23 protein-coding genes are annotated in these 22,532 nt (G+C 71.9%); 17 read left to right on the top strand and 6 right to left on the bottom strand.

Annotated features, from left to right (window positions below; all coding sequences use genetic code 11):
• Window positions 1-27 precede the first annotated feature (27 nt).
• The gene (gene tkt, locus ACFYM0_RS27970) at window positions 28-2,160 is read left to right on the top strand and encodes a transketolase (RefSeq protein ID WP_388506135.1); all 2,133 of its coding nucleotides are present in this window, start codon (window positions 28-30) and stop codon (window positions 2,158-2,160) included.
• The gene (aroA, locus tag ACFYM0_RS27965; RefSeq protein WP_388506133.1) at window positions 2,157-3,443 is read left to right on the top strand and encodes a 3-phosphoshikimate 1-carboxyvinyltransferase; all 1,287 of its coding nucleotides are present in this window, start codon (window positions 2,157-2,159) and stop codon (window positions 3,441-3,443) included. Before tkt ends, aroA begins: the two co-directional genes overlap by 4 nt.
• Window positions 3,444-3,466: 23 nt before the next feature.
• Here aroA and ACFYM0_RS27960 read toward each other — a convergent pair whose 3' ends face one another.
• The gene (locus tag ACFYM0_RS27960) at window positions 3,467-4,039 is read right to left on the bottom strand and encodes a dihydrofolate reductase family protein (protein WP_388506132.1); all 573 of its coding nucleotides are present in this window, start codon (window positions 4,037-4,039) and stop codon (window positions 3,467-3,469) included.
• 112 nt (window positions 4,040-4,151) lie between these two features.
• Entirely contained in the window at window positions 4,152-4,955 is an 804-nt protein-coding gene (locus ACFYM0_RS27955; RefSeq protein WP_388506130.1) for a helix-turn-helix domain-containing protein, read from the bottom strand.
• Window positions 4,956-5,177: 222 nt separating this feature from the next.
• Between ACFYM0_RS27955 and ACFYM0_RS27950 the strand changes: the two genes are divergently transcribed.
• The gene (locus tag ACFYM0_RS27950) at window positions 5,178-5,846 is read left to right on the top strand and encodes a DUF4097 family beta strand repeat-containing protein (RefSeq protein WP_388506129.1); all 669 of its coding nucleotides are present in this window, start codon (window positions 5,178-5,180) and stop codon (window positions 5,844-5,846) included.
• A gap of 80 nt (window positions 5,847-5,926) precedes the next feature.
• Here ACFYM0_RS27950 and hisC read toward each other — a convergent pair whose 3' ends face one another.
• From hisC to gap, 3 genes are all read right to left on the bottom strand, one after another.
• The gene (gene hisC, locus ACFYM0_RS27945) at window positions 5,927-7,012 is read right to left on the bottom strand and encodes a histidinol-phosphate transaminase (RefSeq protein ID WP_388506128.1); all 1,086 of its coding nucleotides are present in this window, start codon (window positions 7,010-7,012) and stop codon (window positions 5,927-5,929) included.
• A 169-nt stretch (window positions 7,013-7,181) separates the two neighbouring features.
• On the bottom strand, window positions 7,182-8,096 hold the full coding sequence (locus ACFYM0_RS27940; RefSeq protein WP_388506126.1) for a pyridoxamine 5'-phosphate oxidase family protein: 915 nt from the start codon (window positions 8,094-8,096) through the stop codon (window positions 7,182-7,184).
• A gap of 80 nt (window positions 8,097-8,176) precedes the next feature.
• Complete coding sequence (gap, locus tag ACFYM0_RS27935) at window positions 8,177-9,184, bottom strand: type I glyceraldehyde-3-phosphate dehydrogenase (protein ID WP_327257887.1); 1,008 nt, start codon at window positions 9,182-9,184, stop codon at window positions 8,177-8,179.
• 260 nt (window positions 9,185-9,444) lie between these two features.
• Between gap and ACFYM0_RS27930 the strand changes: the two genes are divergently transcribed.
• From ACFYM0_RS27930 to ACFYM0_RS27875, 12 genes are all read left to right on the top strand, one after another.
• On the top strand, window positions 9,445-10,398 hold the full coding sequence (locus ACFYM0_RS27930) for a helix-turn-helix domain-containing protein (protein WP_388506124.1): 954 nt from the start codon (window positions 9,445-9,447) through the stop codon (window positions 10,396-10,398).
• Between the two features lie 69 nt (window positions 10,399-10,467).
• Window positions 10,468-11,277 carry a class I SAM-dependent methyltransferase gene (locus ACFYM0_RS27925; protein ID WP_388506122.1) on the top strand — a complete coding sequence of 270 codons (810 nt, stop codon included), beginning with the start codon at window positions 10,468-10,470 and terminating at the stop codon, window positions 11,275-11,277.
• Window positions 11,274-12,929 (top strand): AMP-binding protein, encoded by a 1,656-nt coding sequence (locus ACFYM0_RS27920; RefSeq protein WP_388506120.1) that lies wholly within the window; start codon window positions 11,274-11,276, stop codon window positions 12,927-12,929. The genes ACFYM0_RS27925 and ACFYM0_RS27920 overlap by 4 nt, the downstream gene beginning before the upstream one ends.
• Window positions 12,930-13,011: 82 nt before the next feature.
• Complete coding sequence (locus tag ACFYM0_RS27915; RefSeq protein ID WP_388506118.1) at window positions 13,012-13,680, top strand: TetR family transcriptional regulator; 669 nt, start codon at window positions 13,012-13,014, stop codon at window positions 13,678-13,680.
• A gap of 19 nt (window positions 13,681-13,699) precedes the next feature.
• The gene (locus tag ACFYM0_RS27910; protein WP_388506116.1) at window positions 13,700-14,338 is read left to right on the top strand and encodes a CGNR zinc finger domain-containing protein; all 639 of its coding nucleotides are present in this window, start codon (window positions 13,700-13,702) and stop codon (window positions 14,336-14,338) included.
• A 299-nt stretch (window positions 14,339-14,637) separates the two neighbouring features.
• The gene (locus ACFYM0_RS27905; RefSeq protein WP_388506114.1) at window positions 14,638-15,165 is read left to right on the top strand and encodes a hypothetical protein; all 528 of its coding nucleotides are present in this window, start codon (window positions 14,638-14,640) and stop codon (window positions 15,163-15,165) included.
• Between the two features lie 88 nt (window positions 15,166-15,253).
• Complete coding sequence (locus tag ACFYM0_RS27900; RefSeq protein ID WP_388506112.1) at window positions 15,254-16,102, top strand: DUF4097 domain-containing protein; 849 nt, start codon at window positions 15,254-15,256, stop codon at window positions 16,100-16,102.
• Window positions 16,103-16,161: 59 nt separating this feature from the next.
• Window positions 16,162-17,169 (top strand): ATP-binding cassette domain-containing protein, encoded by a 1,008-nt coding sequence (locus tag ACFYM0_RS27895; RefSeq protein ID WP_388506110.1) that lies wholly within the window; start codon window positions 16,162-16,164, stop codon window positions 17,167-17,169.
• Window positions 17,166-17,951, top strand: a complete 786-nt coding sequence (locus tag ACFYM0_RS27890) for an ABC transporter permease (protein WP_388506108.1) — start codon at window positions 17,166-17,168, stop codon at window positions 17,949-17,951. Before ACFYM0_RS27895 ends, ACFYM0_RS27890 begins: the two co-directional genes overlap by 4 nt.
• A gap of 85 nt (window positions 17,952-18,036) precedes the next feature.
• Window positions 18,037-18,873 carry an alpha/beta fold hydrolase gene (locus tag ACFYM0_RS27885; protein WP_388506106.1) on the top strand — a complete coding sequence of 279 codons (837 nt, stop codon included), beginning with the start codon at window positions 18,037-18,039 and terminating at the stop codon, window positions 18,871-18,873.
• Window positions 18,866-19,429: a TetR/AcrR family transcriptional regulator gene (locus tag ACFYM0_RS27880; RefSeq protein WP_388506104.1), complete on the top strand. Its 564-nt coding sequence runs from the start codon at window positions 18,866-18,868 to the stop codon at window positions 19,427-19,429. Before ACFYM0_RS27885 ends, ACFYM0_RS27880 begins: the two co-directional genes overlap by 8 nt.
• 166 nt (window positions 19,430-19,595) lie before the next feature.
• Entirely contained in the window at window positions 19,596-19,763 is a 168-nt protein-coding gene (locus ACFYM0_RS27875) for a hypothetical protein (protein WP_250744256.1), read from the top strand.
• A gap of 88 nt (window positions 19,764-19,851) precedes the next feature.
• Here ACFYM0_RS27875 and ACFYM0_RS27870 read toward each other — a convergent pair whose 3' ends face one another.
• A complete protein-coding gene (locus ACFYM0_RS27870; RefSeq protein ID WP_388506102.1) occupies window positions 19,852-20,868 on the bottom strand; it encodes a helix-turn-helix transcriptional regulator in 1,017 nt (338 codons plus the stop codon).
• Window positions 20,869-21,168: 300 nt separating this feature from the next.
• Here ACFYM0_RS27870 and ACFYM0_RS27865 point away from each other — a divergent pair, with 300 nt between their 5' ends.
• Entirely contained in the window at window positions 21,169-21,360 is a 192-nt protein-coding gene (locus ACFYM0_RS27865; RefSeq protein ID WP_388506100.1) for a hypothetical protein, read from the top strand.
• A gap of 172 nt (window positions 21,361-21,532) precedes the next feature.
• A complete protein-coding gene (locus ACFYM0_RS27860; RefSeq protein ID WP_388506098.1) occupies window positions 21,533-22,519 on the top strand; it encodes an LLM class flavin-dependent oxidoreductase in 987 nt (328 codons plus the stop codon).
• Window positions 22,520-22,532 lie beyond the last annotated feature (13 nt).

The raw sequence follows: 22,532 nt of genomic DNA, 5'->3' as shown, positions 1-22,532 counted from the left end.
CGAATCCCCCGAACAGGAAGGCCCGAGATGACCGTCGCCACAGCCCCGCAGGGCACCGCGTCCGACCTGCTCTGGGAGGACGCCGACCGCCGGGCCGTCGAGGTCGCCCGCGCCCTGACCGTGGACGCGGTCGAGGCAGCCGGACACGGACACCCCGGCACCGCCATGAGCCTCGCGCCCGCGGCCTACCTGCTCTTCCAGCGGCTGCTGCGGCACGACCCCCAGGACCCGCGCTGGGCCGGCCGCGACCGGTTCGTACTCTCCTGCGGCCACGCCAGCCTGACCCTCTACACGCAGCTCTACCTGTCGGGCTACGGGCTCACCCTCGACGACCTCAAGGGCCTGCGCACGGAGGGCAGTCTGACCCCGGCGCACCCCGAGTACGAGCACACCCCGGGCGTGGAGACCACCACCGGCCCCCTCGGCCAGGGCCTCGCCAACGCGGTCGGCATGGCCATGGCGGCCCGCCGCGAGCGCGGTCTGTTCGATCCGCAGGCCGCACCGGGCGAGAGCCCCTTCGACCACACCGTCTGGGCCGTCGCCTCCGAGGGCGACCTGGAGGAGGGCGTCGCGCACGAAGCCAGCTCGCTGGCCGGTCACCAGCGCCTGGGCAACCTCGTCGTCCTCTACGACGAGAACCGCATCTCCATCGAGGACGACCGGCGGATCGCGCACTCCGAGGACACCCTCGCCCGCTACCGGGCGTACGGCTGGCACGTGCAGGAGGTCGACTGGACCGCGAGCGGGGAGTACCGAGAGGATGTCGAGGCCCTGTACCGGGCGCTCGTCACCGCCCGCGAGACCACCGACCGGCCCTCCCTCGTATCGCTGCGGACGATCATCGGCTGGCCCGCGCCGAAGAAGCGCAACACCGGCGGCATCCACGGATCGGCCCTCGGCGCCGAGGAGGCCGCGGCCGCCAAGGCGGCGATGGGCCTCGACCCCTCGCTCTCCTTCCAGGTCCCCGCCGGGGTACTGGCCCACGCCCGCCGGGTCGCCGACCGCGGCGCCGGGGCCCACCGCCAGTGGGACAAGACCCTCGCCGACTGGCGCGCCCTCAACCCCGAGCGCGCCGAGCTCTTCGACCGGCTCTCCGAGCGCCGGCTCCCCGCGGGGTGGACGGACGCGCTGCCCGTCTTCGAGGCGGGCGGTCAGATGGCCACCCGCAAGGCGTCGGGCGAGGTGCTGAGCGCGCTGGCCGCGACGCTGCCCGAGCTGTGGGGCGGTTCCGCGGACCTCGCGGAGTCGAACCTGACGACGATGAAGGGTGAACCGTCCTTCATTCCGGAGGAGTTGTCGACGGAGGCGTATGCCGGGCACCGGTACGGGCGGACCCTGCACTTCGGGATCCGCGAGCACGCCATGGGCGCCATCCTCAACGGCATCGCCCTGCACGGCGGGACCCGCCCCTACGGCGGCACCTTCCTGGTCTTCTCCGACTACATGCGGCCGGCCGTCCGCCTCGCGGCGATGATGAAGCTGCCCGTGACCTACGTCTGGACCCACGACTCCATCGGTCTCGGCGAGGACGGCCCCACCCACCAGCCGATCGAGCACCTCTGGTCGCTGCGCGCCATTCCCGGCCTCGACGTGGTCCGGCCCGCCGACGCCAACGAGACCGTCGTCGCCTGGCGCACCATCCTGGAGAACGACGACCGCCCGGCGGGCCTGTGCCTGTCCCGGCAGAACCTGCCCGTGCTGGAGCGCACCGAGGAGAGCGGGCTGTCCCCCGCCGAGGGCGCGGCACGCGGCGGGTACGTCCTGGCCGAGGCCGAGGGCGGGTGCCCCGCTGCCATCCTCATCGCCACCGGCAGCGAGGTGCCCATCGCCCTCGACGCCCGCCGCATCCTCCAGGACGGGGGCGTCGCCACCCGCGTCGTGTCCATGCCGTGCCTGGAGTGGTTCCAGGCACAGGAAGCGGAGTACCGCGAGGAGGTGCTCCCCACCGACGTGGCTGCCCGGGTCTCCGTCGAGGCGGGCTCCAGCCTCGGCTGGTACGCCCTGGTCGGCGCGGCCGGCACCTCACTGGGCATCGACTCCTTCGGCGCCTCGGCGCCCTACCAGTCCCTGTACGAACTCCACGGCCTGACCGCGCCGAAGGTCGCCGCGGCCGCCCGCGCGAGCGTCGAGCGGGCCCAGCGCAAGGCCACGGCCCGATGAGCGCCGCGACCGTGCTGGAGGCCAGGATCCCCGGCTCCAAGAGCATCACCAACCGGGCGCTGCTCCTCGCGGCCGCCGCCCCCGGGCGCAGCCGCCTCGGTGCGCCCCTGGTCAGCGACGACACCCTCGCCTTCCGGGCCGCGCTCACGGACCTGGGCACCGGGGTGCGCGACATCGGCGACAGCGGCTACGGGTACGGCGACGGCTCGGGTTACGGAGACGGCTCCGGCGAGGTGTGGGAGGTCACCGGGCGCGGCACCGGACCGGCCGGCCCCGGCCGCGTCTGGTGCGCCGACGCCGGCACCGCCGCGCGCTTCCTGCCGCCCTTCGCGGCCACCGGGCGCGGGGAGATCGCCTTCGACGGCTCGGACCAGCTGCGGGCCCGCCCGCTGCGGCCGCTGCTGGACGCGCTGACCGGCCTCGGGGCGCGGGTGCGCGGCACGGGCCTGCCCTTCACCCTCACCGCGCGGGGGCTGGCCGGCGGCCGCGTCGAGCTGGATTCCGGGCTCAGCAGCCAGTACCTCTCCGGGCTGCTGATGGCCGCGCCGCTGATGGGCGGGCCGCTCACGGTGGACGTGCCGAGGCTGGTCAGCCGTCCGTACGTGGACATGACCCTGTCCCTGATGCGGCAGTTCGGCGCCCGCGTCGAGGAGGAGGGCAGCGCGATCACGGTCCACCCGGGCGGGTACCGGCCCACCGACCTCGACATCGAGCCGGACGCCTCGACCGCCTCGTACTTCTTCGCGGCGGCGGCCGTCACCGGACGCACCGTACGGGTCCAGGCCCTGGGCACGGAGAGCCTCCAGGGCGACACCGCGTTCGTGGAGGTGCTGCGGCGCGCCGGGGCCCGGGTCACCAGGACCGCCGACTGGACCGAGGTCACGGGCACCGGCCCGCTGCGCGGCGGATTCACCGTCGACATGGGAGACATCTCGGACACCTTCATGACGATGGCCGCGATCGCCCCGCTCACGGACGCCCCCGTCACCATCACGGGCATCGCGCACGCCCGCCTGAAGGAGTCCGACCGCATCGCCGCCGTCGCCGGGAACCTGCGCGCGCTCGGCATCCGGGTGGAGGACGGCCCGGACCGCATCACCGTCCACCCGGGCACCCCGGCCCCGGCGACGGTCGCCTGCCACCGGGACCACCGCATCGCGATGTCATTCTCGGTACTGGGCCTGCGCGCACCCGGCAGCACCCTCGACGACCCGGCCTGCGTGGCCAAGACCTTCCCCGGCTTCCACGAGGAACTGCGGCGGCTCTTCGGCACCTTCGGCTGACGGCGTGCGGGGACGGGCTCGGGTCAGCGGACGACGTCGAAGACGTTCAGCTGCAGGCCGTTGTCGTACGCCGCGTGCTCGACGAGCTTCAGCTTCTGCGCGTCCTTGTCGGTGGCGCTGAAGAGCCGCTTGCCCGCACCGAGGAGCAGCGGGAAGACCAGCAGGTGGTACCGGTCGATCAGGCCGGCGTCGGAGAGCGCCCGGTTCAGGGCGGCGCTGCCGTGCATGATGATCGGGCCGCCCTCGGTCTCCTTCAGCGCGGCGACCTCGTCGAGCGAGCGCAGGATCGTGGTGTCGCCCCAGTCCGACACCAGGTCGTCCTCGGCGAGGGTGGTGGACACGACGTACTTCGGCATCACCTTGTAGTCGGCGAAGTCCTCCATGCCGGGCCACACGGGGCTGAACGCCTCGTAGCTGGTCCGGCCGAGCAGCATCGCGGCGGATTCCTTCTGCTCCCGGCCCTTGATCTCGAACGCCTCGGGCAGGAACTCGACGTTCTTGAAGGTCCAGCCTGAGTTCCGGTAGCCGGGCTCGCCGCCGGGAGCCTCCACGACGCCGTCGAGGGAGATGAAGGCGGAGCTGATCAGGGTGCGCATCGTGTGTTCCTCGGGTTGTAGTGGCGGGCTCTCGGCGGATCGTCAGGTTCGTCAGGTCGTCCGGTACGCCCTGCGGCCACGTGCGTGGCCGCTGTGGCGCGCCTTTCATGATCTAAGACCGTGGCTCCCCGGGAAACTCATCGGTCTTCGCGACATTCCTTTCGGGGTCGCTCGCATCACCCGCGTCACCGGCGTCCGAGGGGGCCTGCGGCTTCGTGTGGAGGATCTCGCGGGCCTGTTCCGCGGCGCGGGCGATGCTCTCGGAGACGAAGTCGAGGAAGCGGGCGATGTTCTCCATGCGGGTGCCGGCCGGGGTGCCGGCGCCGAGGACGGTGACGCCCTGCCGCGCCGTCTCGACGATCTGGGCGGTGGAGCGGGCGCTGGCCATCATCGACTGGTACCAGATGTCGTCGTCGACGACGTAGCGCTCGCGGCGGCCTTCCTCGCGTTCCCGTCGGATGAGGCCCTGTCCCTCCAGGAACGTTATCGACTTCGACACCGAGGCCGGGCTGACATGGAGGCGCTGGACGAGTTCCGACGCGGTGAGGCTGCCCGTGTCGGTGAGGGTGAGGCAGGCCATCACCCGGGCCGTCATGGTGGGCATGCCCGAAGCCATCATGACGGTGGTGAACACCTCCTCGTAGGCGCGTACGGCCTCGGCGTCCCGTCCGTAGGCCTGCGGGGCGGCCTGCGGTACGCGGGGCGCGGTCTGCTTGCGCCGGTGCGCGCGGGCTTCGGTGGCGCGGTGGGCCAGATCGGCGCGGTAGGCGCTGGGGCCTCCGTTGCGCATGACCTCGCGCGTGATGGTCGAGGTCGGTCGGTCCAGCTGTCTGGCGATCTCCGCGTAGGCGAGGCCATCGGCCACTCCCAGCGCGATCTGCCGGCGTTCCTGCTGGGTGAGCCTGCCTCCCGGCATCGCGGTCTCCTTTTTGGGTCGTCGTGCCTCCAGTATAGCGTTCACTTTCACCTCATTGCAACGTCCTGAGTGGCTGTCGTTGCATTTGACTTCAGCCCTTCGCAATGATTGTGGGCTTTTGACCTGCGGATATCATGGTTCATCGCAACGAACTTCTTGCTGGAACTTGGAAAGCAACGTAGCTTTTCCTTCATCGGAAACAACGAGTCGCAGGAGAGAATTATGCAGAAGTTCGCCACCACCGCCCCGATCTCCGCCGTTCTGGACATCCCCGCCGGCGCCGTCCGGTTCATCGCCGCGGATCGTGCGGACACCGTGGTCGAGGTCCGGCCCGCGGACGCTTCGAAGGGCCGCGATGTGAAGGCGGCCGAGCAGACCCTGGTCGAGTTCGGGGGCGGGGTGCTGCGGATCACGGCCTCGGCGAAGAGCCAGCTCCTGGGTGCCTCCGGCGCCGTCGAGGTGACCGTTCAGCTGCCCGCCGGTTCCCGGGTCGAGGCGAAGGCGGCCGGTGCCGAGCTCCGGGGCGTCGGACGTCTCGGTGACGTGGTCTTCGAGGCCGCGCAGGGCTCGGTCAAGCTCGATGAGGCTGCGAGTGCCCAGGTGACCCTGGCGGCCGGTGACGTTTCGGTCGGTCGTCTGGGTGGTTCCGCCCGGATCAGCACCCAGAAGGGCGACCTGAGCATCGTCGAGGCGCTGGGCGGCACGGTCGAACTGCACACCGAGTACGGGGAGATCGTGGTCGGCGCCGGGCGCGGGGTCAGCGCCACCCTCGACGCCGGTGCCGCCCTCGGCCGGATCCACAACGCCCTGCGCAACGCCGAGGGCGCCGCCGCCAGGCTCGACATCCACGCGACCACCGCCTACGGCGACATCACCGCCCGCAGCCTCTGACGTGCAGTCCCGTCCCGTCCGAAGGCGGCGTACCCCGACCCGCAGGTCGGAGTGCGCCGCCTCGTTCGTACGTGCCCGGCTCAGTGGTTCCAGTCGGCCGCCGTCTTCAGGAGGCGGTCGTTCGCGGACGGGGCGCCGATCGTGATGCGGACGCCCTCTTCGCCGAAGGGGCGGACCATCAGGCCGGCAGCCTCGCAGGCGTCCGCGAAGTAGGCGGTACGGGAGCCGAGGCGCAGCCAGACGAAGTTGGCGTGGCTCTCCGGGACTTCGAAGCCCTCGGCGCGCAGGGTGGCGCTGACGCGATCGCGTTCCGCGACCAGGTCGGCCACGCGCTCGCGGAGTTCCTCCGTGGCCCGCAGCGAGGCCAGGGCGGCGGCCTGGGCGGGGCCGCTCACGCCGAGGGGTACGGAGCAGGCGCGCAGGGCGGCCGTCACGCGGGGGTGGGCCACCGCGTAGCCGACGCGGAGCGCGGCCAGTCCGTAGGCCTTGGAGAAGGTGCGCAGCACGGCCACGTTGGGGCGGTCCCGGTAGAGGTCGATGCCGTCCGGGACGTCTTCGCGGGTGTCGACGAACTCGCGGTAGGCCTCGTCGATGACGACCAGCACGTCCGGGGGCACGCGGTCCAGGAAGCGTTCCAGTTCGGCGCGGCGTACGGCGGTGCCGGTCGGGTTGTTCGGGTTGCAGACGAAGATCAGGCGGGTGCGGTCGGTGACCGCGTCGGCCAGTGCGTCCAGGTCGTGCGTCTCGTCGCGCAGCGGGACCTGTACGGAGGTGGCCCCGGCGGCCCAGGCCAGCAGCGGATACGCCTCGAACGAGCGCCAGGCGAAGACGACCTCGTCGCCCGGGCCCGCGGCGGCGGCGACCAGGTGCTGGGTGATGCCGACCGAGCCGGTGCCCAGCACCAGGTGGCCGGCGGGTACGCCGAGGCGCCCGGAGAGTTCCGTGATGAGCTCGGCCGCGGTGGGGTCGGGATAGCGGTTGAGGCGGCCCAGCCAGGTCTCGACCGCGGCGATGACCGACGGGAGCGGCGGGTACGGGTTCTCGTTCGAGGAGAGCTTGTCGACGAACTCGTCGCGGGCCGCGCGGCCCGGCACGTAGGCGGGGAGCGTCGAGACGTCGGCGCGGAGCCGGGGGGAGGTCGTGTACGGATCGTCGGCATCGGGCATGGCGCAATCCTTAAGGGTGGGAGTCCTTCGAAGGGGACGGGGACGGGGAAGAGCGCGGGGGCGGGCAGGGCGTACAACACCGTCCGGCCGTGCCGACGGGGGAGGCGGCACGGCCGGACGGTGACCGGGGGTCAAGCGGGGGAGGGGGACGGCGCGGGGCCGCGGGGGGTCAGCCGCGCGCCGGTGCCGGCGGGTTGTAGGGCGAGGGACCGCCGAAGGCCCAGCGCAGCCGGGTCGCCCCGTCGATCTGCACCACGCGCTCGATGTCGAACTCGCACATCCGCAGGGCTCCGGGCACGTCCGCCCGGTCCCCCTCGGCCCAGTTGATCCGTGCCTTGCCCGTCAGTTGCAGGGTGTGGCCGGACTCCCAGTCCAGGAAGAGCAGTCCGCAGTTCTCGTTGAGCTGCAGATTGCCCAGGGTCATGTAGAAGGAATTGCCGAAGTAGTCGGGCCATACGAGCCTGCGCGGTCCCGCCACCGTGACGAAACCGGGGTCGCCGCCCCGGTGCGAGGAGTCCGCGCCGTAGCCGTCGGCCTGGCTGGCGATGAAGAAGGTGTCCGCCCCGGTGATCCACTTCTCCTGCCCGGGCGTGAGCGCGTCGCCGTCCCGGGTCTCCCGGGGCGCGGAGGCGGGCCCGTCCGCGACCGGGACCCGCACCTGGAGGTACTTGGGGCAGTTGCCCAGTACCTGTTCTGTGCGGATGTGCAGCGACTCCCCTTCGCGCCGCGCCACGCCGTTGATCCGGATCCGGGTCGTCGTGTGCGGTTCGAGGGCCAGCAGTCCGATGTCGGCGGTCTCGGCGAAGGCTCCGGCCAGCGGATCGCCGGGCACGGGCAGGGAGGACAGCGTGATCGTGCGCCGACTGGTGGGCAGGGCGAAGCCGGGGTCGCCCGTGACCAGGGAGGACCACATGGCGCCCGTGGCGTCGGCGCCGCCCAGGAAGAGCATGCGCTGACGCATCAGGTACTGGTCGAAGCCGGGCTGGATCACGTCGTCGAACATCGGCGAGCCCCAGCCGGGACCGCCTTCGCCGGCCTGCTTCTGGACGGCCTGTTCACCCTCGTGGTGGGGGGTCTTGATCACGGGAATCGGGAACCTCCGGTCGGGACGGGCGCCGCGGCCGACGGGGTGGCCGTCGGCGGGCGCCCGGCTACGGGCGCCGGTCAGCGGGCGCCGATCAGCAGGGCGGTGTCCACAACGCGGTTGGAGAAGCCCCACTCGTTGTCGTACCAGCCGACGATCTTGACCTGGCGCCCGTCGCCGATCACCTTGGTCAGGCCCGAGTCGAAGATGCACGACGCGGGGTCGGTGACGATGTCGCTGGAGACGATCGGCTCGTCGGTGTAGGTGAGGATGCCAGCGAGAGCGCCTTCGGCGGCCTTCGCGAAGATCTCGTTGACCTCCTCGACCGTCGTCGCGCGGCCGACGCGCACGGTGAGGTCGGTGGCGGAGCCCGTCGGGATCGGCACGCGCAGCGCGTACCCGTCGAGCTTGCCCTTGAGCTGCGGCAGGACCAGGCCGATGGCCTTGGCCGCGCCGGTGGTGGTCGGCACGGTGTTCGTCGCCGCCGAGCGGGCGCGGCGCAGGTCGGTGTGCGGTCCGTCCTGGAGGTTCTGGTCCGCGGTGTAGGCGTGGACCGTGGTCATCAGGCCGTGCTCGATGCCGAGCGCGTCGTCGAGGACCTTGGCCAGCGGGGCCAGGCAGTTGGTCGTGCACGAGGCGTTGGAGACGATGTCGTGCACGGCCGGGTCGTAGAGGTCGTCGTTGATGCCGAAGGCGATCGTCAGGTCCTCGTTCTTCGAGGGCGCGCTGATGATGACCTTGCGGGCACCGGCCTCCAGGTGGGCGCGTGCCTTGTGCGCGTCGGTGAACACACCCGTGGACTCGATGACCACGTCCACCTCCAGCTCGCCCCACGGCAGCTTGGCCGGGTCGCGCTCGGCGGTCACGCGTATGGTGCGCCCGTCGATGACGAGGTTGCCCTCGGCCGCGCGGACGTCGTGGCCGAGCTTGCCGAGGGTGCTGTCGTACTTGAGCAGGTGGGCCAGCGTCGCGGCGTCGGTGAGGTCGTTGACGGCGACCACCTCCAGGCCGGTGCCCCGCTGAAGGGCGGCGCGGAAGAAGCTGCGGCCGATGCGGCCGAATCCGTTGATGCCGACCTTGATCGTCACGTGATACCCCTCGTTCGGAAACTACATCCATGACCGCACGTGAAGCCGCGTTGTCCGGCCAGTCCTCACCCTCAACTGTACCGGCCGACCTGTCTGTCGGCTTGCGTAAATGCGCCTGTTCATGGCCTGTTTACGCACGAAAGCCGGTCCTGGGCCCTGCTGATTACAACATCTGATGGCGTGCTAGTACCTGCATGCACGTATGTTTTTATGGGCCTGCCTGTCACGAGGGCATGACGCTTCCCGGAGCGAGGAGAACGATGGACATGCTGCCCCTCCGCGGGCCGAGCGCATCCGTGCCGGACCGCAGTCCACCGCTCGCCGCGCCCGTCCCCGGCACGGCGCGGGTCATCCGCACACACGGCGAGTCCGTGTACGGGACCACCGTCCGCCGCGACTTCGGCGACGTGACCATCTCCCTCGTCACCGGGGAGGCCCACGAGGCCGTACGCCCCGGCCGCCACATCCGCCCCGACCCCTCCGAGTCCCTGCGGGTGTTCCGGGCACTGGCCGGTGAGATCCACGTCCACCAGGACGGCCGCCGGGGCCAGGCGAGCGGCCCGCAGATCATCTGCTGCGACACCAGCCGCCCGTACCGCCTCCTGCTGCCCCGGCCCTTCCACCTGGTCGAAGTGCAGCTCCCGCACCGGCACCTCGGCATGTCGGCCGGGGACACCGCGAAGCTCACCGCCACCGGCTGGTGCGGGCGGATGGGCGCCGGCGCCCTGCTCTCCCAGCTCCTCGCCGGACTCCACGACCACGGCACCGAGATCCACTCCGCCGTCGACCGGGTCGGCGCCACCGTGGCGGGCCTGGCCGCGGCCGTCCTCGCCGACCGGCTGCGCCACGTGGCCGCCGAGGACGAGGTGGCCCGGCACGACCTCATGCTGGGCATCCAGGCGTACATCCGCGCACGGCTCTCCGACCCCGAGCTCACACCGCAGGCGGTCGCCGAGCACCACAACATCTCGCTGCGCTACCTCCAGCGGATCTTCCAGGAGCACGGGACCAGCCCCGCCCGTTGGATCCGGGACGAGCGCCTCGCCCGCTGCAGGTCGGAGCTGCGCGACCCGCGGCTCGGACACCTGCCCGTCGGGGTGATCGGCGAACGGTCCGGCCTCTACCAGGCCTCGCACTTCAGCCGCCTCTTCCGCGACCGGTACGGCCTCACCCCGCGCGGCTACCGGACCATGCGCGAGGCCGTGCCCACGTAGTGCCGATGAGTACTGCGCGCCGATGAGTACCGCGCACCGACGACCGACGAGCACTGACATCCGAGGAGGATGACGGATTTGACCGGCACGAGCTTCGAATTCCCCGGTGAGTACTACGAGATCATGCGCAAGGACTTCCGCAACCTCGACGCCGAGACGGAGTTCCTCGCGTCCCTGCTCCCCGACGCGGGCACCGTGCTCGACCTGGGCTGCGGCACCGGATCCAACCTGCGCGCCCTGCGCGAGCGCGGCCACCGCGGCACCGGCGTCGACCAGAGCGCCGCGTTCCTGGAGTACGCCCGCACCGCCGGCGGTGCGGGGATCTCCTACGTGGAGGCCCGCGCCGAGGAGTACCGCACCGACGAGCGCTACGACCTCGTCTACAGCCTCTTCATGACGCTCAACTACCTGGAGCGCGACCGGCTCCCGGCGGTCCTGCGCTCCCTCCGCGAGCTGCTGGCCCCCGGCGGGCAGGTCGTCCTGGAGTTCGGCCACCTGCTGAACTTCGTCGACTCCTTCCAGCCCGACAGCATCGGCCACCACCGCCGGGACGGGGTGCTCATCACCCGCCTCGCCCGCCAGTTCATCAACGCGCACGCCGCGAACTGGCGCAACGAGGAGACCCTGCTGGTCCGCACCGCGGACGGCACGGTCGCCATGTACGACAACTTCTTCGACCAGGCCGTCCTGACCGGGCCCGAGGTGCGCGGACTGCTGGCCGCGGCGGGACTGACCATCACGGCCGAGTACGGCGGGTTCCGCAAGGAGCCCGCGCCCTTCCACGGCCGGGGCCCGCTCGTCATCGTGGCCACGGCGACCCCCGCCGGCACCGCCCCCACCGCGTCCGACACCGCTCAGCAAGAGGAGAACCAGGCATGACCGGCACCGGCATATCGCTGCTCGACGGCGGGCCCGCCCCCGAAACCGGCGTCGGGCACCTCGGCGCCGCCCTCGCCCGCGCCGTCGCCGGGAGCGAGGGCCGGGGGGTGACGTACATCCGCGCCGACGGCACCGAGGTCCACCAGAGCTATGCCGAGCTGCTCGACGACGCCTCGCGCGTCCTGGCCGGCCTGCGCGCCTCCGGCGCCGTGGTCGGCGAGAAGATCATCCTCCAGTCGGCCGACGACGCCGACCTCCTCGCCGGTTTCTGGGGCTGCGTCCTCGGCGGCTTCCTGCCGCTGCCCGTCAGCGCCGACGCGGTCAACGGCCCCGGCCTGCTGGAGCGCGTCTGGGGCGGGTACGGCCGCCCCCGCGTGCTGACCGGCACCGGCCAGGAGATCGCGCCCGCCGTCACCGCCGATGCCGGCTGGACCGCCGCCCACCTGGGCGACGTGGCGAGCCTGCGCACCGCCCACGAGCCGGACCTCGCCCCGCACCAGCCGGACGCCGCGGACCCGGCCGTGCTGCTGCTCACCTCCGGCAGCACCGGCGTGCCCAAGGCCGTCACCCTGACCCACCGCAACATCCTCACGCGCAGCGCGGCCACCTCCCGCGCGAACAAGCTCGACGCGGACACCCGCACCTTCAACTGGATGCCGCTGGACCACATCGGCGGGCTCGTGATGTTCCACGCCCGCGACGTCTTCCTCGGCGCCGCGCAGGTCCACGCCAAGATCCAGTGGGTGCTCGAGGACCCGCTGCGCTGGCTCGACGCCGTCTCCACCCACCGGGCCGACACCACCTGGGCGCCCAACTTCGCCTTCGTGCTCGTCAACGACCAGGCCGACCGCTTCGAGGGCCGCGGCTGGGACCTGAGCCCGCTGCGCTACATCATGAACGGCGGCGAGGCAGTCCGCTCCGGCGTCGTCCGCCGCTTCCTGGACCTGCTGGCCCCCTACGGGCTGCCCGCCACCGCCATGTTCCCCGGCTGGGGCATGTCCGAGACCACCGCCGGTGTGGCCGACTGCCAGTTCACCGAGGCCGCCGCCGGCGACGACCGCTACGTGCCCGTCGGCCGCCCCCAGCCCGGCACCCGCATCCGGGTCGTCGACGAGCACGGCGAGCTCGTGCCCTGGGGCATCACCGGCCGCCTCCAGGTCACCGGCTCGACCATCACCTCCGGGTACTACGACAACCCCGTGCAGAACCGGCAGTCCTTCACCGAGGACGGCTGGTTCAAGACCGGCGACCTGGCGTACGTCGAGAACGGCATCCTCACCGTCACCGGCCGCACCGACGACGTCATCCAGCTCGGCGACATCGCCTACCACGGCCACGAGATCGAGGCCGCCGTCGAGGAACTCGACTTCATCGAGCCCTCGTACACCGTCGCCTCCCTCGTCACCGCCGAGCCCGGCGGCCCCGAGGAGCTCGCCGTCTTCTTCAGCCCGCGCACCGGCACCCTCACCGGGGAGCAGGGCGAGCGGATCCGCGAGCGCGTCCGCGAGCGGCTCGGCGTCGACGTACGGCACCTGCTGCCCGTCGACCGGTCCGAGATCCCCAAGACCGGCATCGGCAAGCTCCGCCGCGCCCAGCTCCGCAAGAGCTTCGAGGACAGCCTGGCCTCCGTCCCGGCCGGCTCCGCGGCCTGACCGTACGGGTGGTGCGGCCGGGGCGGGCCCGCCCCGGCCGCACCACCCGTACGTCTCCATCCCCTACGCACGAGGAGCGCCCATGGCGCAGCAGGAGCGAGCCGAGCGGACGCGCCGGGCTCTGATCAACGGCGCCGCCAAGGCCATCGACCTCTACGGCTACGAAGGGGCCTCGCTCGCCGTCATCTGCACCACCGCGGGAGTGACCAAGGGTGCCTTGATGTACCACTTCCCCGCCAAGGACGACCTGGTCAGAGCGGTGCGCACGGAAGCCCGGCAGACCGTCGTCGGCGCGCTGGCCGCGGTACCGCACCGCGGGATCCGGCCCTTGCAAGCCGCCGTCGACATGACGCACGCCGTCGCCGGGCGACTCGGTCACGACCCCGTCGTACGGGCGGGCGCGCGGCTGACCCGGGAGTTCGTGCACTACCCCGACGGCAGCGTCTCCTGGACCGATGCCGTCCGCGAGGAGCTGGCCGACGCCCTGGCCGGCGCGGCCGACCCCTGGGGGACGGCCGCGCAACTCGTGCACTCCCTGATCGGGATGGACGTGTGCCTGCGCGGGGAGAAACACCGCCCTGGCGATTCCTGCGGGCCGCTGCGCGGACACCTGACCCGGCTGTGGCAGCTGATCCTGCCGGGGATCCTCGCGGCGCCGCAGGCCGTGGAGCTGTACCGGGTCGAGGGCTCGTCGCCGTACTGCGCCTTCGTGACCGTCCCCGAAGCCGTGCGCATCGGGCCGCGGGGATGACCGGGCCGAGGGGATGAGCGTGGACCGCGCGGGGGCGGCGATCACGGGGGCGGGCACGCCGATCACGGGGGCCGGCGTACCGATCACGGGGGCCGGCGCACCCGATCCGCGTCCGCTGACCGGCGAGCCGCTCAGCCTGGACCTCCTCAACACCGACTGGCACGACCGGTACGGCCGCCACGACCTGCTGGACTCCACCGACGGCCTCGCGTGCTGGCTGGCCGGGTCCCGGGTGGCCGCCGCGTACGCCGGCGGCGAGCTGCGTGCCGACCGGGCCACCCTGGCCGCCGCCCGGGCCGCCCGCTCCGCGCTGGCCGGCGTGGTCGGGCGCGCCGACGCGGGGCCGGGGGCGCTCGACGCCTTCAACCGGCTGCTCGACGCGGGCCGCATCCGCCGGCTGCTCACCGCCGCCGGGCCCGTCGAGCGGCTGGAGGTGCCCGACTCGGGCCGCCTGCTCGGGTACCTCGCGGCGGCGGACCACCTCCGGCTGCTCAGCACGGCGGGGGACCGGGTGCGGAGTTGTGCGAACCCGAGCTGTGGGCTGCGCTTCCACGACGTCAGCCGCAATGGCACCCGCCGCTGGTGCACGAGCACGGGCTGCGGCAACCGCGCGAAGGCGGCCCGCCACTACGCGCGGCGGACGGCGTCCCCGTCCTGACCCCGGGCCCGTTGCCGCGTGCGGCGCCGTCTCCGGGGGCCAGCCCCCGGACCCCCGCTCCTCAAACGCCGGAGGGGCTGGATTTTTCCTGGCGTCGGCCTGTACGTGCACGCGGCTGGATTGCCCGCAGGGCGGGTAGGGCCTTGCCCCGAGGAGGGATGATGCCGCCCTAGCGCCACGATGGTGCATGATGGCGCCATCGCGCTGACCAGGCATTTCATGGTTCGCGACATCGCCGCACGGCAGAGTGGCGCCACATTGGCTCGACATGGCGCCACGTCTGTGCCATGCTGTGCGACATGGACCTCACGCCCTACGTCGCCACCCTCCGCCAAGAGCTCGCCGTCGCCGCCGAGGCCGGCGGCGACGAAGCCCGCAAGCTGGCCGAGAGGCTCACCGCCCCTCTGGAGTCGGCCACCAGGCTGACCCTGCTCAACGTGCTCTCCGCCGCGATGGACGAGATCACCCGCGAACTCGCCCCGGGCTCGGTCGACGTACGACTGCGCGGGCTCGACCCCGAGTTCGTGGTGACGGTTCCGGCGGTCGAGATTCACGCCCCCGTGGAGCCCGCCACCACCGCTGCGTTCGCCGAACCGCTCGCGCCGCACGCATCCCCCGAGGGGGACGAGGGCGGCACCGCCCGCGTCAACCTGCGGCTGCCGGCCCACCTCAAGACCCGCGCCGAGGAGGCCGCGAGCCGTGAGGGGCTGTCGGTCAACGCGTGGCTGGTGCGCGCCGTGTCGGCCGCGGTCGACGGCGGCGCCCGGCCGCGTACGGCGGAGAAGTCCCAGAGCGTGGGGCAGAGCTTCACGGGCTGGGTCCGTTAGTCCGGCTCCATCACCGCACCGCATCAGTTCTCCCACACCACGTCCCACCAGCGGGGACGCCCAGAAGACTCAAGAGGACGGGACAGCCATGCCTTCTTTCGACACCTCCGAAGCGATCTCGGTCACCGCACACGTGGAGGCCGGCTCCATCCAGTTCACCGCGGGCGACCGCCTCGACACCGTCGTCGCGGTGCAGCCCCGGGACCCGAAGCGCGACAAGGACGTACGGACCGCCGAGCAGACCGAGGTCGCGTTCGCGGGCGGCGTGCTGACCGTCAGGACGCCCAAGTCCAACCCGTTCGGCAAGCCCGGCATCGTCGACGTGACGGTGGAACTGCCCACGGGCTCGCACGTCGACACGACCGGCTCCTGGACCCAGGTGCTCGGCGAGGGCCGGCTCGGCGAGGTCCGGGTGAAGACCTCGTCCGGTGATGTCCGCCTCGACACCACCGGCCCGCTCAAGCTGACCGCGTCGCACGGCTCGATCACCGTGGACCGGGCCGAGGGGGCGACCGAGATCACCACCAGCTCCGGCAGCCTGCGCCTCGGCTTCGTCGACGGCCCTGCCGTCCTGAAGAACTCGCACGGCACCACGACCGTCGGAGCCGCCATCGGCGAGCTGCGGGTGAGCGGTGCCAACGGTGACATCGAGATCCGGCGCGCAGAGGACTCGGTCACCGCCAAGACCGCCCACGGCACCCTGCGGGTGGCTGAAGTCGCCCGCGGCACCGTGGAGTTGGAGACCTCGTACGGGGCCATCGAGGTCGGCGTCCGCGAGGGCACGGCCGCCTGGCTCGACGTCAGCTCGGGCTCCGGCCAGGTGCGCAACACGCTCACCGCGTCCGGGAGCCCGGAGGGGGGCGCGGACACCGTCAAGGTCCGCGCCCGTACGAAGTACGGCAACATCGACGTCCGTCGCGCCACCGCCGGGGCCTGACCGCCCGACTCTCCTCTCGACTCTCCCCCTGTCGCTTCAGCCTTCGAATGGAGGGCCTCATGCCTTCTTCTGTCATGTCCACATCACGCCGAGGTGGCGGTCACCCGTCTCCGGCAGCCGTCTCCGCCGTCGGTCTGCGCAAGTCCTACGGCGACAAGACCGTCCTCGACGGCATCGACCTGAGCATCCCGGCCGGCTCCGTCTTCGCCCTGCTCGGCCCCAACGGCGCGGGCAAGACCACCGTTGTGAAGATCCTGTCCACGCTCATCACCGCCGGCGGCGGTCAGGCCCAGGTCGCGGGCCACGACATCGCGGCCTCCCCGGGCGGGGTGCGGGCGGCGATCGGGGTGACGGGGCAGTTCTCGGCCGTGGATGGGTTGATCACGGGTGAGGAGAACATGTTTTTGATGGCGGATCTGCATCATTTGCCGAAGGTGGAGGGGCGGCGGGTCGCTGCTGAGTTGTTGGAGCGGTTCGATCTGGTGGAGGCGGCGAAGAGGCCTGCGTCTACCTATTCGGGTGGGATGAAGCGTCGGCTGGACATTGCGATGACGCTGGTGGGTGATCCGCGGATCATTTTCCTTGATGAGCCGACCACGGGTCTTGATCCGCGGTCCCGGCACAACATGTGGCAGATCATCCGTGAGCTCGTGGCGGGTGGTGTGACGGTCTTCCTCACGACCCAGTATTTGGAGGAGGCCGATGAACTCGCGGACCGGATCGCGGTGTTGAACGGCGGCAGGATCGTCGCGGAGGGCACGGCGGAAGAGCTGAAGCGGATGATCCCGGGCGGGCATGTGCGCCTGCGGTTCTGCGATCCGCATGCCTACCGGTCGGCCGGCGCGGTACTCGGCGAGGCGGGCCGGGACGATGAGGCGCTGGTCCTGCAGATCCCCAGTGACGGCAGTCAGCGTGCGCTGCGCTCGGTCCTTGACCGGCTGGACTCGGCGGGTGTGGAGGCGGACGAGCTGACCGTGCACATGCCCGACCTCGACGACGTGTTCTTCGCCCTGACCGGCACCCCTGACCAGTCCCTGCCCAGCCAGTCCAAGGAGAACGTCCGATGAGCTCTCTGTCCCTCGCGGTCCGTGATTCGTCCACGATGCTGCGCCGTAATCTCCTGCACGCCCGGCGCTACCCGTCCCTCACCCTGAACCTGCTGCTCACGCCGATCATGCTCCTGCTGCTCTTCGTCTACATTTTCGGAGACGTGATGAGTGCGGGCATCGGGGGCGGGGGCCGGTCCGACTACATCGCCTATCTGGTGCCGGGTCTGCTGCTGATGACGATCGGGTCGACCACGATCGGTACGGCGGTGTCGGTGTCCAACGACATGACCGAGGGCATCATCGCCCGTTTCCGCACCATGGCGATCCACCGGGGTGCGGTACTCATCGGACACGTCGTCAGCAGTGTGCTCCAGTCGATTGCGTCCGTGGTCCTGGTGGGTGGCGTCGGTGTGGCGATCGGGTTCCGTTCCACGGACGCGACGGCGCTGGAGTGGCTCGCGGCGCTCGGGCTGCTGGTGCTGTTCGCCCTGGCGTTCACCTGGATCGCGGTCGGTATGGGACTGATCAGCCCCAACGCGGAAGCCGCCAGCAACAACGCGCTCCCGATGATCCTCCTGCCGCTCCTGTCGAGTGCTTTCGTTCCGGTCGAGGGGATGCCGGGCTGGTTCCAGCCCATCGCCGAGTACCAGCCCTTCACCCCCGCCATCGAAACCCTGCGCGGCCTGCTCCTCGGCACCGAGATCGGCAACAACGGCTGGCTCGCCGTCGCCTGGTGCCTGGCCCTCACCGTCCTCGGCTACTTCTGGTCGGCCGCGAAGTTCAACAGTGACCCGAAGTAGGAGTTGACCCTGACGGCTAATGGTATTAGCTTACAGGCAACAGGGATTAGCCGCAGGTGTTGATCACAGCTTCGGGGGACGGGTCATGACGGAGTTTCTGAGCACCGACGACGGGCGGCTCGCCTACGAGGTCACGGGCGAAGGCCCGCTGGTCGTGCTCGCCCACGGCATGGGCGACAACCGCGCGGCCTACCGCGAGACCGCCGCCCTCCTCGTCACCGCCGGATACCGCGTCGCCTCCACCGACCTGCGCGGACACGGGGAATCGAGCACCGGCTGGGCCTCGTACACCCGCACCGACGTGGCGGGCGACCTGCTCGCCCTGATCCGGCACCTCGGCGGACCGGCCGTCATCGTCGGCCACTCCTTCGCCGGCGGCGCCGCCACCATCGCGGCGGCACAGGAGCCCGCGCTCGTCGACGCGATCGTCGAGATCAGCCCGTTCACCCGCGCCCAGAAGATCGACTTCGGCGCCCTGGGCTCCAACGCCCGCTACCGCAAGGGCATGCTCCTGCTGCTCGGCACCGGCATCCTGCGCAGCGCCGGCCTGTGGAAGCGCTACCTCGACCACGCCTACCCGGGCACCCGCCCGGCCGGTCACGCCGCCCACCTCGCGGCGCTCGACGCCGACCTGAGCCGGCCGGGCCGGATGGCCGTCGTCGCCAAGATGGGGATGTCCGCCCCCACCGACGCGGGCGCCCGCCTCGGCGACGTCCGGTGCCCCGCGCTGATCGTCGAGGGCGGCCTCGACTGCGACTGGGCCGACCCGGTCGCCGAGGGCGCGGCCATCGTCGCCGAACTGCCCGAGGGGCGCGGGCGCCTCGTGACGATCGCGGGCGCGGGCCACTACGCCCACGCGCAGTTCCCCGCCGAAACCGCCGCGGCCATCGTGTCCTTCCTGAAGGAGGCCGCCCGTGCCTAGGGCCTCGCTCTCGGCCGACGCGGTGGTCGACGTGGCGCTGGGCCTCGTCGACGCGCAGGGCCCGGCGGGCCTGACCCTGTCGGCGGTGGCCTGCCTGGCGGGCGTGGCGACGCCCTCCCTCTACAAGCACGTGCGCAACCTCGCCGAGCTCCGCGACCTCCTGTCGGCGCGGATCATGAACGAGATGGCGGACGAGATCGGCGTGGCGGTCATCGGCCGCTCCGCCGACGAGGCGATCCGCGCGTTCATGACGGCCTGGCGCACCTACGCCCTGCACCACCCCCACCGGTACGCGGCCCTGCTGCACAGCCCCGAGCCGCGGACGGCCGAAGCCGGGGAACGGCTGATCACCATCCTCTTCGCCACCCTGCGCGCCTACGGCCTGGAGGACTCCGCGGCCGTCCACGCGGCCCGCTGCCTGCGCGCCACCGCCCACGGCTTCGTCTCCCTGGAGACCGGCGGCGGCTTCGCGCTGCCCGAGGCCCTGGACGAGAGTTACGCCCTGCTGACGCACATGGTCGTCACGGGCCTGCACGCGCCGCGCACCGACCGCTGATCCGGCGGCGAGGGGCGGTGACCGCGCCGGGAGGGCGTTCTCGCGCGGCCGGCTCGCAGCATGCTGCGAGCCGGAATGCCGGATGCTGCACCGGTAACGGGGCCGGGCGGACGGACCCCGCTGTCAGAGTGGAATGGCCATCCCCGCTTCCGAAGGAGCCACCACCATGGCCCAGACCCAGAAGAACCCGCTCGCCGTCACGACCGGTGTGCTGATCGCCCTCCTGGCCTCGTCCACCGTGCTGTTCGACGGCACCGCGCGGTACGTGGTCATGGGTGTGCTCGCCGTCGGCGTGCTCTCCTGCGCCCGCGCGCTCCAGCGGTCCCGCGCGTAGCCGTGGCCGTCTTAGCGGGAGTCCGCGTGGGAGGAGCACCTCCGACGCGGACTCCGTGCTTACCGGGCGGCCGCCGGGGCCGCCCCGCTCAGATCCAGCCGCGCTCCCGCGCGAGCAGCGCCGCGTGGAACCGGTTCGACGCGTCGAGCCGGTGCATCAGCGTCGCCACGTACTTGCGGTACGTCCGCACCGAGATCCCCACGTCCCGCGCCCCGTTCTCGTCCTTGTCGGCCGTGCACAGCGACTCCAGGATCCGGCGCTCCAGTTCGGTCGGGCGCTCGCCCGACACCGCCGGCCCTTCCTCGTCCGCCGCCGCCGGTATTTCCTGCGCCTGGCCCCACATCCGGTCGAAGAGGGACACCAGCGTGGTCACCAGGCCCGGTTCACGGGTCAGGAGCGCTCCCCGCTTGCTGTCGGAGGGATCGATCGGCGTCAGCGCCGCCGCCCGGTCGAAGATGAGGATGCGCTCCAGGTCGAGGCGGGACACCCGCACCTCCGCCCCCTTGCCGACCATCTCCCGCAGGTACGCCATCGTGGCCGGATCGTCCAGCGCGGCGGCCCCGAACAGGCTGCGCATCCGGATCCCGCGCCGCAGGATGCGGGCGTCGGCCGGCCGGGAGGTCTCGATGATCTCGGGCCGCATCACCCCGGAGGGCCAGGTGGTCATGGACTCCGACCGGGTGAAGAAGGTCAGCTCGTCGATGGCCCCCCGCACTTGCTCGATGCCCATCAGCCGTTCCATGGGGGGCCGGTCCGCCCCCGCGATCGCGTCCGAGGTCGTGGCCGCGTCCCGTTCCGCGAGCAGCGAGGCCACGATCGCGTCCGCCGCCGCCCTCGTCTCCAGCTCCTGCCGCATCCGGGCGAGCCGTGCGTCGATCAGGTGCTGCACCGCCTTGGCGGGACTGACCGGGCGCAGCAGCCCGTCGGTCATCGCGGCCAGACCGAGGGCCGTGGCCCGCTGCCGCAGGACGCGCACCGCCTCCTCGTCCAGATCGGCGTGCCGCACGAGCTGTTCGGGATCGGCGCCGCCGCTCCTGAGCAGGACGCGGTAGAAGCGTTCGTCCTCCGGATCGATATCGAGAAACGCCAGATCCGGATCCCCCATGGATTCCCCCAACGCCGTGGCCGGTCATTACCTGGCCTAGATCTACCTGTTACCCCGGGTCGAGGCTACGGCAATGATCCATTCCGCTTCCAGGTCCCGGCGCGGAAGGGTGCCGCGGACGGTGCAGTAAGTGACCTCGCAGAACGCAGCAAGCTGCGCGTGAGAGCCCTCGAACGAAGCCATTGCGAACGGCAGAGTTGTGGTCACAAGGAGCCGCCGGGAAAACACCGGAGGCCACCGGGACCGGGCGGGAAAAGGCCGGGTCCGGTACGGACCGCAAATCAAGGGGGAACCACCGTGATGAAGCGCCTCAGCGTCACTCTCGCCGCCGCCGTACTGATCGGTCTTGCCGGTGCCGGCACCGCGAGCGCCGACGCTCCCGCCCCGCTTCCCACCCCCGGTACCCAGGTCTGCGTACCGGTTCCGGCCGGTCTCCCGCTCCCCGGTGTCTGCGTGATCATCCCGGGCCGCGACACCCACAACTGGGACTAGCACCTCCTCCCGGAGGGTCCTTCCGGAAGAGATCGGCACATGATCTCCGACCCGGAATTCCCCCCGGTGGCCCGTTCTCGCGGTATTCGATCTTCCTCGACGATTTCGATCTTCAATCATCCGGCTCCCGGGAACGAACTCCCGGCCCCCGAGCACAAGGAGAGAAAGTCCGATGACCGCCTACTCGGTGCTCGTCCCCTTCGTACCGAGCCGCCCCGAGCAGCTCCTGCCCTTCGCCGGGCTCGTCCACTGGACCGGGGCCGAACGCCTCTGGCAGGGACAGAGCCTGGTCACCGAGACCCACCAGGCCTTCGCCCACGCCGCCGGCGCCGGATTCCGGGTCCCCGTCGGGCTCGGAGTGACCCTGATGCCGCTGCGCCACCCCACGGAGGCCGCCCTCCAGGCCCGTTCCCTCGCGCTGATGACGGGGCAGCCGGTCCTCGCCGGCTACGGGCCGGGAGCCCCCGCGGTGCAGAAGGCCCTGCTCGGAGCCCCGTACCGGAGCCCGCTCACCGCCGCCCGGGAGTACCTGACCGCCGTACGCGCCGCCCTCGACGGTACGGACGCGGTCCTGGACGGGGAGTACCTGCACCAGGAGGCGCTGCTCCCGCCGGTGCCCGGACCACCCGTCGAGATCGGCCTCGGTGTCCTGCGCCCCGGCATGGCGAGGGTGGCCGGCGAGGTGGCCGACGCGGCGATCTGCTGGCTCACCCCGGCCCGCTACCTGGCCGACACGATCGTGCCCGAGGTGCGCAAGAGCGCCGAGAGCGCGGACCGGCCGGCGCCCAAGGTGGTGGCCATGGTGCCGATCGCCCTGGCGGCGCCCGACCGGGACCCCGTACGCCTCGCCCTCGCCTCCAACCGGCACCACCTGAAGGCCGCGCACTACCAGGACATGCTCCGGCGCGGCGGTGTGGAACTCCCCGCCGCCACCGGCTCGGAGGCCGAAGACGAGGGTGCGCGGGGCGCGGCCCTGGTCGCCGGCGACGCCTTCCTCTACGGGGCGCCCGCCGAACTCCTCGCGAAACTCGAGGCCTTCCGCGAGGCGGGCGTCGACGAGATCGTCCTCAACGTCACGGGCGTGGCCCAGCTGTACGGCGCCCAGGCCGCGAGCCGCGAACTGCGCTCGCTGCTCACGCTCCTCGGACTCGCCTCCTGACCCGAGGCGGCCC

It is taken from the genome of Streptomyces sp. NPDC006487 (genome assembly GCF_042870555.1).
In the GTDB taxonomy this organism is placed as follows: domain Bacteria; phylum Actinomycetota; class Actinomycetes; order Streptomycetales; family Streptomycetaceae; genus Streptomyces.
The sequence above is the reverse complement of the archived record's forward strand: the minus strand, read 5'-3'. Positions and strand labels throughout refer to the sequence as shown.

Coding starts and splice junctions, on each gene's coding strand:
- tkt (WP_388506135.1), top strand. CDS start 28: ATGACCGTCGCCACAGCCCCGCAGGGCACCGCGTCCGACCTGCTCTGG.
- ACFYM0_RS27925 (WP_388506122.1), top strand. CDS start 10,468: ATGACGGATTTGACCGGCACGAGCTTCGAATTCCCCGGTGAGTACTAC.
- ACFYM0_RS27900 (WP_388506112.1), top strand. CDS start 15,254: ATGCCTTCTTTCGACACCTCCGAAGCGATCTCGGTCACCGCACACGTG.
- ACFYM0_RS27895 (WP_388506110.1), top strand. CDS start 16,162: ATGCCTTCTTCTGTCATGTCCACATCACGCCGAGGTGGCGGTCACCCG.
- ACFYM0_RS27870 (WP_388506102.1), bottom strand. CDS start 20,868: ATGGGGGATCCGGATCTGGCGTTTCTCGATATCGATCCGGAGGACGAA.
- hisC (WP_388506128.1), bottom strand. CDS start 7,012: ATGCCCGATGCCGACGATCCGTACACGACCTCCCCCCGGCTCCGCGCC.
- ACFYM0_RS27885 (WP_388506106.1), top strand. CDS start 18,037: ATGACGGAGTTTCTGAGCACCGACGACGGGCGGCTCGCCTACGAGGTC.
- ACFYM0_RS27875 (WP_250744256.1), top strand. CDS start 19,596: ATGGCCCAGACCCAGAAGAACCCGCTCGCCGTCACGACCGGTGTGCTG.
- ACFYM0_RS27955 (WP_388506130.1), bottom strand. CDS start 4,955: ATGCCGGGAGGCAGGCTCACCCAGCAGGAACGCCGGCAGATCGCGCTG.
- ACFYM0_RS27950 (WP_388506129.1), top strand. CDS start 5,178: ATGCAGAAGTTCGCCACCACCGCCCCGATCTCCGCCGTTCTGGACATC.
- ACFYM0_RS27860 (WP_388506098.1), top strand. CDS start 21,533: ATGACCGCCTACTCGGTGCTCGTCCCCTTCGTACCGAGCCGCCCCGAG.
- ACFYM0_RS27915 (WP_388506118.1), top strand. CDS start 13,012: ATGGCGCAGCAGGAGCGAGCCGAGCGGACGCGCCGGGCTCTGATCAAC.
- ACFYM0_RS27930 (WP_388506124.1), top strand. CDS start 9,445: ATGGACATGCTGCCCCTCCGCGGGCCGAGCGCATCCGTGCCGGACCGC.
- ACFYM0_RS27865 (WP_388506100.1), top strand. CDS start 21,169: ATGAAGCGCCTCAGCGTCACTCTCGCCGCCGCCGTACTGATCGGTCTT.
- ACFYM0_RS27905 (WP_388506114.1), top strand. CDS start 14,638: ATGGACCTCACGCCCTACGTCGCCACCCTCCGCCAAGAGCTCGCCGTC.
- aroA (WP_388506133.1), top strand. CDS start 2,157: ATGAGCGCCGCGACCGTGCTGGAGGCCAGGATCCCCGGCTCCAAGAGC.
- ACFYM0_RS27960 (WP_388506132.1), bottom strand. CDS start 4,039: ATGCGCACCCTGATCAGCTCCGCCTTCATCTCCCTCGACGGCGTCGTG.
- ACFYM0_RS27890 (WP_388506108.1), top strand. CDS start 17,166: ATGAGCTCTCTGTCCCTCGCGGTCCGTGATTCGTCCACGATGCTGCGC.
- ACFYM0_RS27920 (WP_388506120.1), top strand. CDS start 11,274: ATGACCGGCACCGGCATATCGCTGCTCGACGGCGGGCCCGCCCCCGAA.